The organism is Pelosinus fermentans JBW45 (assembly GCF_000271665.2).
Lineage (GTDB): Bacteria > Bacillota > Negativicutes > DSM-13327 > DSM-13327 > Pelosinus > Pelosinus baikalensis.
This window is the reverse complement of record NZ_CP010978.1, coordinates 4,951,817-4,966,930: the sequence shown is the minus strand read 5'-3', so window position 1 is coordinate 4,966,930 and position 15,114 is coordinate 4,951,817. Positions and strand designations below refer to the sequence as shown.

Below are 15,114 nucleotides of genomic sequence, written 5' to 3'. Positions count from 1 at the left end.
ATCGCAATATTTCTATGTAGGAGGATTTTATAATGCAGGGGAAGACTGAATGGCTTACAGGTAATGATTTTCGTCGTATGATACTTGGGGCATACCAAACGTTTATGCGAGAGCATGAACATATTAACAGTTTAAATGTTTTTCCAGTGCCTGATGGTGACACTGGTACGAATATGTTATTAACATTAAGAGCAGTAGCCCAGGCTGTACAAGAGGCTCCGGAGGTTGGCATCGGTCCTTTGAGTAAGCGGGCGGCAGATAGTGCGATTATGGGGGCACGAGGAAATTCCGGGGTAATTTTATCCCAGATTTTTCGTGGTATTGCTAGAGGATTAGCTGGTAAGGACCAAGCCACATCATCTGAAGTCGGTAAAGCTTTTCAATATGGTGTATTATATGCGTATCGTGCCGTATCAAAACCCGTGGAGGGGACCATTCTCACTGTGGCTAAAGGAATTGCCAAGGGGGCTCACCGAGCGGTGAGGGATGGTTTAGATTTTATGGATGTTTTATCGGAAGCTATTAAAGCTGGTGAAGTAGAATTAAAGAAAACTCCAGATCTATTGCCAATATTAAAATCTGCCGGAGTTGTAGATGCGGGCGGCAAAGGGCTTATCGTATTTTTATCCGGTTGCTTAGAAGGTCTGAGTGGAGAATCTTCAGGTCCTGAAGCTAATTTTGACAGTAATTTGCGCGTTGCTTCTCTTGAATATACAGGAGTCGATATTACACATCCCTACTGTACTGAATTTTTGGTGAAACACTGTAGCCTCAATACCGCTGATGTAAGAAAACATTTGCTCCCTATGGGAGATTCTTTGGTCGTAGCGGCGGGCAGCGATGTCATGAAGGTGCATATTCACACAGCTCGTCCAGGAGTGGTACTGGAGTCAGCGATGTCCTGGGGGACGTTGCATGATATAAAAATTGATAACATGGCTGATCAGCATCAGCAGCGCCATGAATTTCTAGATGTAGTGCCAGGGCATAGCCAAGTAGCTATCATCAGTGTAGCTGCGGGCCAAGGCTTGGCTGATATTATGAAGCAAATGGGAGCTGCAACTATTATTATGGGCGGACAGACTATGAATCCGCCTGTGGAAGATTTTATTGATGCAGTGCATCGGGGTAATAGCGAAAAATATATTATTCTGCCTAACAATAAAAATATTCTCTTGGCAGTAGGTCAAGCACAAAAACTATTAGGTAATCGAGTGGAAATTGTACCAACTACAAATGTGCCCCAAGGTTTGGCGGCATTAATGGCTTTTGATGCCAATCTTTCCATACAAGATAACATGGTTCGTATGACGGCTCGGAGTAAAGAAGTAAAAGCTGCAGCGGTTACAATGGCTGTGCGTGATAGTGTCGTAAACGGCCATACGGTAGCGGCTGGTAAACACATTGGCGTGCAGGATAGCAAAGTAATTGTTGATGCGGATGATGTAGGTACTGCACTACGCAGTATGGTGGAATTTTTATTAGATGATGAGGATGAAGTAGTTAGCTTGTATTATGGTGCTAGCCTGACAAAAGGGGAGGCACAGGTATTGGCAGATGATCTGGCAGTCCACTTGCCTGCTGTCCAGATTGAATTATATTTAGGTGGCCAGCCGCATTATGATTTCATTATTAGTATTGAATAAGGAATTTAAGTTGGCAAACCTTCTTAGATATACTCTAGGAAGGTTTGTTTTAAAAGGTATATGCGGCAGAGGAGGCTATACGAAGTGGATGTTTTTGTAGCGAGGCAGCCTATTTTTACAAAAAGTCAAAAGCTTTTTGCCTATGAACTGTTATTTCGAGACAGCTATGAAAACACATGTACTTGCACTGATGGTGATCAAGCGACATCTGAGGTAATCTGTAACAGTTTTTTTGCAATTGGTATGGATGTTCTTACTGGTGGTAAACGCGCATTTGTTAACTTTACAGAGAATCTGATAAAAAAGGAAATACCTCTGCTATTACCTAAAGAGTTAGTCGTAATTGAAATATTAGAGACAGTGGAACCTACTGCCGAATTGATCAAGGCTTGTGAAAAAATAAAACAAGCAGGATATATATTAGCATTAGATGATTTTGTCTTTCATCCTAAATTTATGCCTCTGCTGAATATTGCTGATATTATAAAAGTTGATTTTTTAACCACCACTGGGCATGATAGGAAAAGGATTATGAGTAGTGTTGGTGAACGAAACATCAAATTTTTAGCTGAAAAAGTAGAATCGCGGGCTGATTTTGAGCAAGCTGTAAAAATGGGTTACTCGTACTTTCAGGGATATTTTTTTAGTAAGCCTCTGGTTCTGAGAGGAAAAGCGACTCCGAGTAGTAAAATTAATCAGTTACGGGTTCTTAGAGTACTACAGGAGCTAGATAAAGAAAATTTTAACTTTAATGCAATTGAAAAATTCATTATGTATGATTTAGCCTTGTCTTATCAGTTGTTGCGATTTATTAACTCTGCAGCTTTTTGTTTAACAAATGAAATTTCCTCTGTGAAACATGCTTTAGTGTTAATGGGGAAAAATGAGATTGTTAAATGGGTATCCTTAATTGTTATGCGGACAGTTGGTGATAATAAAACAGATGGTATTCTTGTTACCTCGTTAGTACGGGCAAAATTTTCTGAATTACTTGCTGAACGAGTAGGATTTAAAGGGCGGGAGTCAGAATTGTTTATGATGGGGATGTTTTCCTTAATTGATGTCTTCATTGGCAGACCTCTCAAAGATATTATGGCTGAGCTGCCTATTAGTGAAGAGATTAAAAGTGCATTATTAGGAGAATATAATGATTTCGGCAGGATCTATCATCTGGTGTTATTCTATGAAAGAGCGCAGTGGGAAGCTTTTATGACTTGTGCTGCTAGTTTAGGTATCGAGGAAAAACATATCCCTGATGATTATAAAAAAGCAGTAGCTTGGGCTGATGAGGTTTGCTCATTATAGTAAGGTTAAAGAAAGGGGATCATTATGTCTGAAAGAATAAGTTTACAAGATGTACTGCGGGAATATGGAGTGCCATTAGTAACACTAGATATTACTGCTTCGGAAGCGGAGTGTCACAAGTTGCGGGAACACTTAAAAACGCTGACAAAAAATAAAGAACAGGGATATTTAGAAGTGAATTGTTCCTTCTTTGTTGATATTCATGATATTGATCGTTATTTAAGCGGAGAATTGCCTAATTTGTCAGCTATTTATGCTTTTCCAGGAGATGTGAAAGTTCATAAGGAGGAGTAAAGATTTCAGTGAGAAAGATTATAGTATTTACGTTACTGTTTGTTTTTCTTAGTACTGTATGTTTTGCTGCAGTAAGCAGCTCAGGGTCTAGGTCATCTTCTGGTTCGAAATCATTTTCTGCACCGTCATCCAGCAGTTCGCCTAGTAAATCGGCAGCACCAGGAAATACGGGAGGCACTTATAAACCCTCGGCACCTGCCAACAGTTTTGGTGACAAAGCTCCTGCAAAACAGACAACACCTGATATACAACAAAGCAATCCATCCCAGTCCACTGGCGGCTTCTGGCGAAATGCCAGTATGATCGGAGGCGGCTTTTTAGCGGGAAGCTTATTTGGCAGTCTGTTTGGCGGACATATGGGAGGTATGTCTGGAATCTTCAGTATGTTACTCAATTTATTGGTCATTGGCGGAGTCGTTATGCTGGTTCGTAATGTATGGGATAAATATAAGAACAAAGATAAAGGGCGATACAAATAATAAAGTGATTTCCATCTCCTCAGTTTGAACGCTCACCACTCGTTGCCATTTCTCCGCGGAAAGCGAGACCCAAATGTTTGGCTAAGGAAGAAACACTAAAATTAAGGCAACAGAGCGAATGACAGTATTATCAGCAAAAGACAAATCCACGGACACCTATACAGGAGGTATTCGTGGATTTGTCTTTCTTATTTCGAATAAGAATTCAATCGTTTCTAACCTTTTTCTGCTGCCTGAGAATCGGTTAGCAATATAACACCAAGGATAACTAGAAATCCCCCGATCCATTGCATTGTCTCGGCGGATTCTTTTAAAATCAAAAAGGCTAACAGCATAGAAGTAAATGGCATCAAGCTAGAGAAAGCAGCAGCGGTATGGGCTGTACATCTTTTGATACCAGCATACCACAAAACGTAAGATAGCATAGTAACGATCAAGCCATACCACAAAATAGATACCCATCCCTTTAAATCAAGTAATAGCAAAGATGAAACGGGATATTCAAATGATGCAGGAATGATGCAAAAGAGAAAAGCAACAGCGGACACAAGCAGAGACTGAACGGTTGGCTCTATCTTACCCATATTGCCGGTTATTTCGCTCAAACTGTGGCTACGCGATAGGATATTGAATAGAGATTCGCTTGCTGCTGCGCACACTACCAGCATATTTCCCAATACATGTTCTGCTGTAAGGTTCGAAAGTTGTGCGCCTTGAAGCAGTAGAACTCCCAAAACAGCACAGATGATACCACCTGTGGTTTTTGCATTTGATTTCTCTTTCAGTATGGTGCGTGCTAATATACTTGTCAATACCGGTGCAGCGCCAATCAAAACGCCAGCTTCTGTTGAGCTGGTGTTTTGCAATCCGAATAAAAGGAAGGCTCTAAATAAAAAAATACCGAAAAATGCCTGCAGACAAATCATGATCCAGTCATTTTTGCTCATTTTAGGAATCGCTTGCTTGATTCGTAACAAGTAAAATGGCAGCAATATGATAAGCGCTGCAAGAAGGCTTGCTGCGGTTATCGTAAAGGTCCCCAGAGAATCAGACACAAACCGCGCAGCAATTACTGAAGTTCCTGCAAGTACAAAAGATATGGCTAAATAGATACGCCCTTTCAATTTTTCCACAATCCACGCTCCTTTACCTCTATAAATTACTGTGTTATTATACTAGCATAGAGACTGGTATAACAAAATATCCAGTTTAGCGAATATATTACATACCAGTAGGAGGGTGTATGTGGAATATTATATTGAAAAGGGAAAAGGAGATTTCATTATCACGGCAACTTTTCTATTCCATGAAAAAACTGATTCTTGAAGGTAAAATCACTGCGGGGGAAGCTTTGCCTTCCAGTCGCGGTCTTGCCAAGAATTTGTCTGTTTCACGAAGTACAGTTTGCGAAGCCTATGATATGCTTATTACAGAAGGTTTTGTTGTCAGCCGGCAGGGAGCACCCACGAAGGTGAAAGAGGGACTGCATCTGGAGAAATACCATACGAAAGCAATTACTTATGAAACCAGTCAACCATCTTTCTCTACGGATTTTAAAACAGGACAGCCTGATGTAAGTTGTTTCCCTCGTTATCTGTGGAATCAATTACTTTATAAATCCTGTGAAAAACTGCAAGACAAAGATTTAGGATACTTCACAACGGCGGGATATGAACCCTTGAGGGAAGAAATAAGCCAGTGGTTATTTCGTACGCGGGGTATATTGGCAAAACCCAAAGATATTTTTATCACTACGGGAACCACACAGGCACTGAACCTTTTCGTTCAAATGTTATCAAAAGAAGGACTGCCCTTTGCAGTGGAAGATCCATGTCATTTAGGAATTATAGAAATTCTGAAAAACAGAAAAATTCCCTTTTTAGGTATTCCTGTAGATGAAAATGGCATTAGAACGGAACAACTAGAGAATCGGGATTTCTCGACAGTGTATGTTACCCCCTCACATCAATTCCCTCTTGGAGGAATTCTTCCCGCAGAACGCAGGGCAGAACTGATTCGTCTGGCACGGAAGCAGAATTTTTATATTATCGAAGATGATTATGACAGCGAATTCCGGTATGGAGGCGCGCCGATAACGCCACTTTATTCTATGGACTGTGAATCTGTTCTCTATGCGGGCACGTTCAGCAAAACCATGTATCCGGCACTGAGAGTTGGCTTCGTGGTGCTGCCGCCTCCGCTTCATGCCCAATGGCTTCATTTGCGGAAGTATTTTGATGTGCAAAATCCAATTATTGAACAAGCTGCATTGGCAGAATTTTTAAGTCAAAGAAAGCTTGATAAATATGTACAGAAAATTTGCCAAATGTATGGCGAAAAGCGTCAACTATTTTTAAAATCTATTTTGCAGTGTTTTGGGAAAGAAGTCTGTTTGCTCGGTGATACATCGGGACTGCATCTCGTCCTGCAAATTCCAGGAGTCTGTTTTAATGAAGGATTTATTGCGAAAAGCCAAGCTTTTGGAATTCGTGTGTATCCTATAGAGCACTATTGCATTAGAAAAGGAAATCATTCCGATAAACTGATGTTAGGATATGGGCATTTACATGTTGATGAAATTCACCAAAGTGTTCTGCGTTTGTATGATTTTATAATGAAAAACAGCATTTACTAATTTACTAATTTACTATGATTAACACGCCTTAAAGTACGAAATGATGCTGCAAACAACTTAAAATAGAAAATGGCACAGGTTAATCGAAAGATTCCTGTGCCATTTTGTACAAGAGAATAAACTTATTTTCTTATTTGCAGCTTATATCTATTTCTTATCTCCAGCTGCTGCCACCTGTTTTAGACTCAGGCCAATACGATTCCGATTTTCGTCTACGTTTAAGATCATAACATCGACAATATCTCCCACCGAAATAACATCTAGTGGATGGCGAAAGGGTTTATAACTCAGTTCTGAGCGATGGATGAGACCATTGGTCTTAATGCCAATATCTACAAAGACGCCAAAATCAGTTACATTATGCACAGTGCCTTTTACAATCGTTCCAGCAGTCAGTTCTGATAATTTAACAATATTTTTACGGGTCATAGGAGCTGGCATGTCTTCTCTAGGATCACGACCGGGTTTGGCTAGTGCTGCCAAAATATCACGAACGGTAGGTTCGCCTGCTTCCAGCTCGGCTGCCAAAGCAGCAGCGTTTGCTTTTAGTGCTTCTTCTTGAATGGTTTGCAGAGTGGATTTATCTTTTAAATCTTTTGGTGAGAAACCAAGTTTGGCTAAAATAGCTGCTGCTAACTTATAGGATTCTGGATGAACAGGAGTGTTATCTAAAGGCGTTTCTCCATCTTGAATACGCAGGAAACCAGCGCATTGGATAAAGGTGGATTGTCCTAGACGGGCAACTTTAAGTAGTTGCACTCGACTTTTAAAAGTGCCGTTTTCTTCTCGATAAGCTACGATATTTTTGGCTACTGTAGCATTAATGCCCGATACATGTTTTAGTAGTTCAATGGAGGCGGTATTTAACTCGACACCAACATGATTTACAGCAGATTCGATTACGTTAGAGAGGGTTGCACCCAGTTCTTTCTGGTTTACGTCATGTTGATATTGACCAACGCCAATTGACTTAGGATCAATTTTCACTAATTCAGCTAAAGGGTCTTGTACTCGTCGCGCAATGGAAACGGCACCTCGTAAGGTGACATCCAAATCAGGCAATTCGTCTTTTGCCAGTTTAGAAGCAGAATAGATAGATGCACCCGCTTCATTGGTAATTAGATAATTTACTGGCAGTTGATGGGTGTTAATCAGCCCGGCTGTAAATTCTTCTGTTTCATAGGAAGCTGTACCGTTGCCAATTGCAATGAGTGTTACACCATATTGTTTTATAGCCTCTAGAGCAATTTGTGCTGATTTTTCTTTTTGCCCCTCTCCCATGGTCACATAAAGGACATTTGTGGTGAGGACAGAGCCTGTAGGGCTAACGACGGTCATTTTACAGCCTGTGCGATAACCTGGATCAAGTCCCATGACGGTATGTCCAGCAAAAGGCGGCTGGAGAAGTAATTGGCGCAGGTTAAGGCTAAAGACACGGATTGCCTGTTTTTCCGCATTCTCTGTTAGAAGAGAGCGAATTTCCCGATCAAGAGCAGGAAATAATAGCCGTTTATAACCATCAGTGACTGCTGATAAGATGCATTCGCTGAAAATAGAAGTGCCTTTACTGATTTGACGATTGATTAATTCTATATTGGTATCATGTGGAGCTTCCAGGGTTACTTTAAGTAGTTTTTTATCTTCTCCCCGATTGACTGCTAAAATACGGTGAGAGGGGATACGGTTAACGGGTTCTTTGTATTCTTTATAAGTAAGAACTTCTTTACCTAGTTCCTCTGCTACTGCCAGCTCTGTACGAATTTCGGCTGTTCTCCATAGCTGCTTTCTCATGTTGGCCCTAATATCGGCTGTTTCGCTGATTGTTTCAGCAATAATATCAAGAGCTCCTGCTAAGGCATCTTCAGCAGTATCCACTTTATTTTCAGGGGATACAAAGTCTGCTGCAACTGTAAGAGGTGTACCCGTTGTCAGTTGTTGGGACAAAATAATGTCGGCTAAAGGTTCTAGTCCTTTTTCCCGGGCAACTTGGGCACGAGTACGTTTCTTTTGCTTAAAGGGTAGATATAAGTCTTCTAACTCTTGCAGTTTGGTAGCGGCAATAATGGCCGCACTTAATTCGGGTGTCAACTTGCCTTGTTCTTCAATATTAGCAAGGATGTCTTCTTGTCGTTTTACCAGATTGCGCAAATATTGCAGGCGTTCTTCTGTAGTGCGAAGCTGCTCTTCATCCAGTTCTCCAGTCGCTTCTTTGCGATAGCGAGCGATAAAAGGAACAGTATTGCCTTCGTCTAATAAATTAATAGTAGCAATTACCTGAGGAACTTTGATAGTAAGCTCCCTGGCGATTACGATAGGAATATCAGTATATAACATATTGCACCAACTTTATGATTTTTAGATGGTTTTTATTATATCATAAAAAAATTTATAAATATAATATATAGAGTTATATAAAAAAGCAATGAACCGCGAAGGTCGCGAAGAAATGCAAAGAACACGAAGAATTTTTTATCACAGAGAACTCAGAGAGTGTACGATGAGGGGCTGTTTTTATTCTTTTATCCCTTCTCTATGGTTCGATTGTGGTCGATATCTTAGCCCTTCGTGTTCTTCATATTCTTCGTGTCTTCGCGGTTCAAAAGGTTTTTTAAAAAGGACGTGTAGCGTCTATTTAGTATTCAATCACTTTGCTGATAGCCAGATTGGGTTCTTGCCGTAGGTTGACAACCACTTTGCCTAGTTTTGTGTTGAGTTTAATTTCAGGGCGCAGCAGGTGGCTTTGATGATTTTTCGTCACATGGGCCACTTGCTTCGTATTTAATAGGACTAAACTGCCTACAGGATAGATTGGTATCGTATGGATAAATATTGTAAGAAGATGCACATCAAAAATTGTATTGCTTTTTGCTAACATCCCTTCAATTACCTCTAATTGAGACGTGTTTTCAATAATGGCTTTTGTGATCGCTTTATCAAAAAAATTAGCAATGGCTACAATCTTTGAAAACAAATGAATTTTATTATTAGTGAGACCTAAGGGCAGTCCCGATCCATCTAAAGCTTCGTGGTGTTCGGCCACAATTCGTGCAATTTTTGGTGATAATTTGTTGCGCAACAGTAAATTACGTCCATATAATGTGTGCAATTTGGCACTATCAAATAACAAACCATTGATACGAGGAAGAGTCGCTTTTCCAATGTCATGCAATAAGGCCCCTAAGGCTAGTTCATAAAGGTCATCCTTGGACATATTCAACTGAAAGCCTGTTATTAATGAAAGTAAACAGACATTGATGGAATGAACGAGTTCTTGCTGATTGGGATAATAAATTTGTGTATTAATCATTGTGGTTGCTTGTTGTGATGCTTGATCGATAATGTTATTGATAAGGTTACCAATTTGTTCCAAATATAAAAAAGTAAGCTTTTCATTTGCCAGAAAGCTGGTTTGCAGTGAAGACAAAGCCTGAAAACAAAGGGACAGCTCGGTGCGCAATTCAGAGGGGATTACTTGCTGCTGCTGTTTTAGCAGCGTTGCTTCTTGGTCAAAGATGCGAATGGTATTAATACCAAATTTTTTTAAGCGATTAATATAACTTTCTGTTAGGGTAATTCCTTGTTCAAGTAAAAGTTTTCCATACTCGTCTATAACGTCCTGCCCTAATATCATTCCAGGTTCAGCATAGTCAATGATCATGACAACAACTCCCAGTATAAAAACGTTTCTGTAATATTTTGTAGTATTGTATATATTATTGTAATGGATTTTTTAGGAAGGAATAAGGTACTATAGTCCTATTAATCTGGGGAATTAGACCCTGTTACCATGAAGAGCTAGATAATAACATAGACTAAAGCAGCAATGTTATGGTGGATAATCGAACCATGTTGTAGTTGCTTGCTATATTTAAACATGTTATTCTTTAATCAAGAGTATTTAAAGGATCATACCTTATGTACGTTGGAGAGATATAAAAATCGGCACTATATGAGGTGAGGGTTTTGACTGATTTTTTATTATGGGAAATGATTGAACGAATGAGTGTGGCTGCTACGCTGGCTTTTTTATTGTCTCAATTTTCAGTATTTCGGCGAATGATTTATCGACAAGGTAATTTTAGTGAAAAAGCTGCGATCACTATTATTTTCGGCTTTATTGGCATTTTAGGGACCTATGCTGGTATTCCCGTCGGCGATGCATTAGCAAATTCCAGAGTTATTGGTGTAATGGCCGCTGGGCTCATTGGCGGTCCTATTATGGGGACAGCAGCTGGAATTATAGCTGGCGGGCATCGCTATTTATTAGGTGGTTTCACAGCATTTTCTTGTGGAATCTCTAGTATTTGTGAAGGATTACTGGCAGGTCTAATCCACCGTTATTATCACGAGAAGCTCATTCCTTGGTGGATCGCTTTTTTTGCCGGTGTTGTAGGGGAAGTCATGCAGATGATTATTATTTTGCTTACGGCTCATCCCTATGATATGGCTAGGAATTTGGTAGATGCGATTGGAATGCCGATGATTTTGGTCAATTCCTTAGGCGTTGCTATTTTTATGCTAATTATTAAGACGGCGATGTATACCCAAGAACAGGTTGGGGCCGAACAGTCTCATAAAGCTCTTGATATTGCAACCAAGACCTTACCCTATCTGCGACATGGCTTAGATCGCAGCTCTGCTCAGGCAACAGTTCAAATTATTTTTAATGCAGGAAGCTATGAGGCAGTTGCCATTACGGATACGGAGCAGGTTTTGGCTTTTGTAGGCGTGGAGTCAACCCATCATTCTGCGGATACTTTAGGATTAACCCTTGCTACCAGTCAAGTACTTTCTAAAGGAGAGCTATATATTGCACAAAATGCTTTAGAGATTGGCTGTTCTTGCAAAAATTGCAAATTAGCCAGTGCCATTATCGTGCCTTTAAAACGTGCGAACCGCATTATAGGCACTTTGAAGCTATATTATACAAGGGCAAATGCCGTAGGGCATGGAGACAGAGTTTTTGCTTCTGGTATCGCCCATTTATTTTCCACCCAATTGGAATTAACAGAAATTGATCGTCAGGCTAAATTAGTTTCTAGGGCAGAGCTTAAAGCGCTTTATGCACAAATCAATCCTCATTTCTTATTCAACACCCTTAACACGATTACTTCTTTGGTACGTACAAAACCTGATTTAGCAAGAGAGCTTTTGTTAAAGTTGGGAGCTATGTTTCGGCATACCTTACATAAAACAGGGCGTAATATCACCCTCAAAGAGGAACTATCCCAAGTACGTGCTTATTTAACCATTGAGCAAGCCAGACATGGCGAGAAGCTAGTAATTCAAGAGATGATATCTGAAGAAGTAGAAAAATATTTGATTCCTACCTTAACCATTCAGCCTTTAGTAGAAAATGCGATAAAGCATGGGCTGCAACCCAAGGAAAATGGTGGCTGCATTATAATTAGCGCTAAGGAAGATGGTCAGGATATTGTGATTACGATTCGTGATGATGGTGTCGGCATGGATGTCAAAGGGAGGTGTCCTTTGGCGGCGCCTGCTCCAGAATGCATTGGTCTATCCAATGTTCATGAACGTTTACGAGGACAATATGGCATAGGATATGGATTGTCCCTTTTGAGTGCCCCAGGCAGTGGAACTACAGTAACTTTGCGTATTCCAAAGCGTGTGTATGATGAGGGGGAAGAATGTGCTTAGCATTTTAATTGTAGATGATGAGAGTCCGGCTCGGGATGAGCTAAAGTATTTATTGTCCTTGGAAAATGAAGTGGAAATTGTGGGCGAAGCGGATAGTGGGGCCGCAGCGATTGGATTAGCAGCTCAATTAAAGGCGAATGTTATTTTTATGGATGTACAAATGCGGGGCATGAATGGTTTAGAAACTGCGGCTATACTTCGTACTATCGTTCCGGAAACCTTACTGGTATTTGCCACTGCCTATGATGAATATGCTGTCCAGGCTTTTACAGTTGGCGCAGTAGATTATCTTTTAAAGCCTTTTGAAAGAGAACGTGTACATATGACAATCCAGCGTCTGAAAAATTATCATGGTGATGAATGGCGGGCCGCGGTTGGTCGTGTGGATGCGGCGTTAAATAAATCCAAAATTGTTGTGCAAAAGCTTCCCTTGGAAAAAAATGGTAAGATTATTATGGTGCATTACAATGACTTGAATTATGTGTATACCCAAAAAGGTATTGTTACAGTCGTTACAATTTATGGTGAATTTAGTTATACAAGTACTTTAACGGAATTAGAGGAACGCTTGGCCCAGACCAATTTAGTGCGTGTGCATAAGAGTTATATCGTAAACATGGATAAGGTAAAAGAGGTAGTGCCTTGGTTTAAGGGAACCTACTGGTTAAAAGTTGAAGGCGATGTTGAAATACCAATTAGCAAAAGTCGAGTTAGAGAGATCAAAGATATATTAGGATTAAAATAATAGAATATTACTCGTCATCTGACATCAGGGGCTGTTGGCGGCCTCTTTTGTCAGATATTTTTTTGATCATGACAAGAAAATATATAGGGTTATGAAAAAAGCAACGAACCGCGAAGGCGCGAAGGAACACGAAGGACACAAAGGGGGATCATGGTCATTTAAAATTCTTCGTAATCTTCGTATCTTCGCGGTTAAAAATGTTCTGTTTTTTAGAAAATGTATAAGGCTTCCTTGTGTATAGTTGGTATTTTTATGGTGCATGCTATAGTCAGCGAGGGTGAGATGCAACTATACATTTCGCCGACAGCCAACTTATTTTTACATAGGAGAAAGGAGGGATGGTCATGTTATCATCCAAAGAAGTAATGCAATTGGAAGATTTTCTAGGAATGGAGCAGAATTCAGTGCAATGCCTGAACCACTTTGCTAGTACCATTCAGTGCAAAGAAACCAAACAACTTTTTCAACAAATGGCACAAAAAAATCAGCAACATTTTCAAACTCTTAGTAAGCATTTGAATATAAGTCAAACATTACAATAAAGGATAGGGGTGATATTGTGGCACAAGCAGGTCAACAGAACCAACAACAAAACCAACAGCAGCAGCAAGGACAAATGAATGGGCAAGGCAGCCAGTTTGCTGATCAGGACATACTGCAATTGGCGTTAAATGAAAGCAAACATCTTGCAGAATCAATTAATTCATACATTCTGGAAGCTGCCAATGATCAGCTTCGAAAGGATTACATGAATGTTCTTGGGGATGTATATAGTCAGCAAAAACAAATTTTTGATGTGATGCAGCAAAAAGGCTTTTACAATGTGGAAAATGCAACTGCTCAGCAGATCAACAAAGCCCAAAGCAAATTTAGCAATTAAAGTAAGCAGCCTTTACGTAAATGGAAGAGCCCCTGGGAAAAGTATCCCAGAGGCTCTTCCATTTAACTTTTATTAAGATAGAGATTTTCCTTGACAACAGTTTTTAGTATATATTAAAATAGAGATAAAACTACTCGATAATTGTTTTCTATAAAAAATAAATTGGAATTGGTGGTGAATATATGGAAGTCTGTATCACTTCTTTGCTGAGAGACAGAGGATTTAAGGTTACCCCTCAGCGGCTGGCTATCTATAATATGTTATCTTCTACAAAGTCTCACCCTAATGCAGAGATGATTTTTAATGAGCTGCAGGCGATGTACCCAACGATGAGTTTAGCTACCGTTTATAAAACGATGGAAATTCTTAAAGAAATTGGTTTAGTGCAAGTATTAAATGCTGGTGAAGATAGTTTTCGTTATGATGCTGTTATGACGAATCATCCTCATGTGAGATGTACGGAATGCGGTCAAGTTGAAGACGTTTATGATATTAATATTGATGCATTTGTAAATGAAGTCTCTCAAGGTACTAAGTATCAGATTATGGGACAACAGTTTTATTTTCATGGAATCTGCCCGACTTGTCAACGTAAAAATAGCAATTAAATCATAATTTGCAAAAGAAGTAAAGACTTGGCGAAAGCTAGGTCTTTTTATATTATGTTGAAATCATTTTTAGCTTAAAGGTATTTGGTGATGTAGTGCGAAATATGTATCAATTAAGAAGGGAATCATATTTCACATGTAAAGGAGAATTGAAATTGAATACCTATATTGATCATACGCTTTTAAAACCAGATGCAACGCCTCATGACATTCGTTGCTTATGTAGAGAAGCGGCAGAATATAAATTTGCTGCTGTATGTATTAATCCATGTTATGTAGATTTGGCAGTCAGTTTATTAGCGGGCACGGGTGTGAAGGTGGCTACTGTTATTGGTTTTCCCTTGGGAGCAAATTTGTCCATCGTCAAGGCTTTTGAAGCTAAGCAAGCTGTTTTGCATGGTGCTGATGAATTAGATATGGTGATTAATATTGGTGCCGCAAAATTAGGTCTCTGGGAGGCTGTACTGTATGATATTCAACAGGTCATAGCAGAAGGGCAAGGACGTATTGTTAAGGTGATTGTAGAAACCGGGCTGCTAACAGAAGAAGAAAAGGAACGGGTTTGCCATATTGTTTTAGAAAGTGGCGCACAGTTTATTAAAACATCTACAGGATTTGCAGCAGGCGGTGCCACCATTGCAGATATCAGGTTATTTAAGTCCATTATCGGAGATCGAATTGGGATTAAAGCATCAGGTGGGATTCGTACCTCCGAAGAGGCCGCAGCTATGATTGCTGCTGGAGCCACGCGGATCGGGACCAGTAAAGGGATCACAATTGTAAGCTAGTTTACATAAAATACCGATAGAAAGTATGTTGAGCCTATGCTATAATGAGCACCTGTAACTCTTAGAAGGAGAG

Annotated in this window: 14 protein-coding genes; 11 read left to right on the top strand and 3 right to left on the bottom strand. The window is 39.9% G+C overall.

Features of this window, described 5'->3' with window-relative positions:
• The first annotated feature begins 32 nt into the window (after window positions 1-32).
• The 4 genes from JBW_RS21950 to JBW_RS21935 all read left to right on the top strand — a co-directional run bounded on the left by JBW_RS21950 (window position 33) and on the right by JBW_RS21935 (window position 3,724).
• Window positions 33-1,646, top strand: a complete 1,614-nt coding sequence (locus tag JBW_RS21950) for a DAK2 domain-containing protein (RefSeq protein ID WP_007960016.1) — start codon at window positions 33-35, stop codon at window positions 1,644-1,646.
• Between the two features lie 84 nt (window positions 1,647-1,730).
• A complete protein-coding gene (locus JBW_RS21945; RefSeq protein WP_007960017.1) occupies window positions 1,731-2,951 on the top strand; it encodes an EAL and HDOD domain-containing protein in 1,221 nt (406 codons plus the stop codon).
• Window positions 2,952-2,975: 24 nt separating this feature from the next.
• Entirely contained in the window at window positions 2,976-3,245 is a 270-nt protein-coding gene (locus tag JBW_RS21940) for a hypothetical protein (protein ID WP_007933830.1), read from the top strand.
• 8 nt (window positions 3,246-3,253) lie between these two features.
• Window positions 3,254-3,724: a hypothetical protein gene (locus tag JBW_RS21935; RefSeq protein ID WP_007960019.1), complete on the top strand. Its 471-nt coding sequence runs from the start codon at window positions 3,254-3,256 to the stop codon at window positions 3,722-3,724.
• Window positions 3,725-3,939: 215 nt separating this feature from the next.
• On the opposite strand, the gene JBW_RS21930 is transcribed toward JBW_RS21935, so the two are convergent.
• Window positions 3,940-4,857 (bottom strand): DMT family transporter, encoded by a 918-nt coding sequence (locus JBW_RS21930; RefSeq protein WP_007960021.1) that lies wholly within the window; start codon window positions 4,855-4,857, stop codon window positions 3,940-3,942.
• A gap of 110 nt (window positions 4,858-4,967) precedes the next feature.
• Between JBW_RS21930 and JBW_RS21925 the strand changes: the two genes are divergently transcribed.
• Window positions 4,968-6,359: a PLP-dependent aminotransferase family protein gene (locus tag JBW_RS21925; RefSeq protein WP_007960022.1), complete on the top strand. Its 1,392-nt coding sequence runs from the start codon at window positions 4,968-4,970 to the stop codon at window positions 6,357-6,359.
• Between the two features lie 147 nt (window positions 6,360-6,506).
• Here the strand turns inward: JBW_RS21925 and JBW_RS21920 are convergent, their stop codons facing one another.
• Window positions 6,507-8,693, bottom strand: coding sequence for a Tex family protein (locus tag JBW_RS21920; protein WP_007960023.1), 2,187 nt, complete (start codon window positions 8,691-8,693; stop codon window positions 6,507-6,509).
• A 298-nt stretch (window positions 8,694-8,991) separates the two neighbouring features.
• Complete coding sequence (locus JBW_RS21915) at window positions 8,992-10,017, bottom strand: HD-GYP domain-containing protein (RefSeq protein WP_007960024.1); 1,026 nt, start codon at window positions 10,015-10,017, stop codon at window positions 8,992-8,994.
• 305 nt (window positions 10,018-10,322) lie between these two features.
• Here JBW_RS21915 and JBW_RS21910 point away from each other — a divergent pair, with 305 nt between their 5' ends.
• From JBW_RS21910 to deoC, 6 genes are all read left to right on the top strand, one after another.
• Window positions 10,323-12,020, top strand: a complete 1,698-nt coding sequence (locus JBW_RS21910; RefSeq protein ID WP_007960025.1) for a sensor histidine kinase — start codon at window positions 10,323-10,325, stop codon at window positions 12,018-12,020.
• Window positions 12,013-12,765, top strand: coding sequence for a LytR/AlgR family response regulator transcription factor (locus JBW_RS21905; RefSeq protein ID WP_007960027.1), 753 nt, complete (start codon window positions 12,013-12,015; stop codon window positions 12,763-12,765). The genes JBW_RS21910 and JBW_RS21905 overlap by 8 nt, the downstream gene beginning before the upstream one ends.
• Before the next feature lie 344 nt (window positions 12,766-13,109).
• On the top strand, window positions 13,110-13,307 hold the full coding sequence (locus JBW_RS21900) for a ferritin-like domain-containing protein (protein ID WP_007960029.1): 198 nt from the start codon (window positions 13,110-13,112) through the stop codon (window positions 13,305-13,307).
• Between the two features lie 17 nt (window positions 13,308-13,324).
• On the top strand, window positions 13,325-13,645 hold the full coding sequence (locus tag JBW_RS21895) for a spore coat protein (RefSeq protein ID WP_007960031.1): 321 nt from the start codon (window positions 13,325-13,327) through the stop codon (window positions 13,643-13,645).
• A 182-nt stretch (window positions 13,646-13,827) separates the two neighbouring features.
• Entirely contained in the window at window positions 13,828-14,253 is a 426-nt protein-coding gene (locus tag JBW_RS21890) for a Fur family transcriptional regulator (RefSeq protein WP_007960033.1), read from the top strand.
• A 155-nt stretch (window positions 14,254-14,408) separates the two neighbouring features.
• Window positions 14,409-15,041 carry a deoxyribose-phosphate aldolase gene (deoC, locus tag JBW_RS21885; RefSeq protein WP_007960035.1) on the top strand — a complete coding sequence of 211 codons (633 nt, stop codon included), beginning with the start codon at window positions 14,409-14,411 and terminating at the stop codon, window positions 15,039-15,041.
• Window positions 15,042-15,114 lie beyond the last annotated feature (73 nt).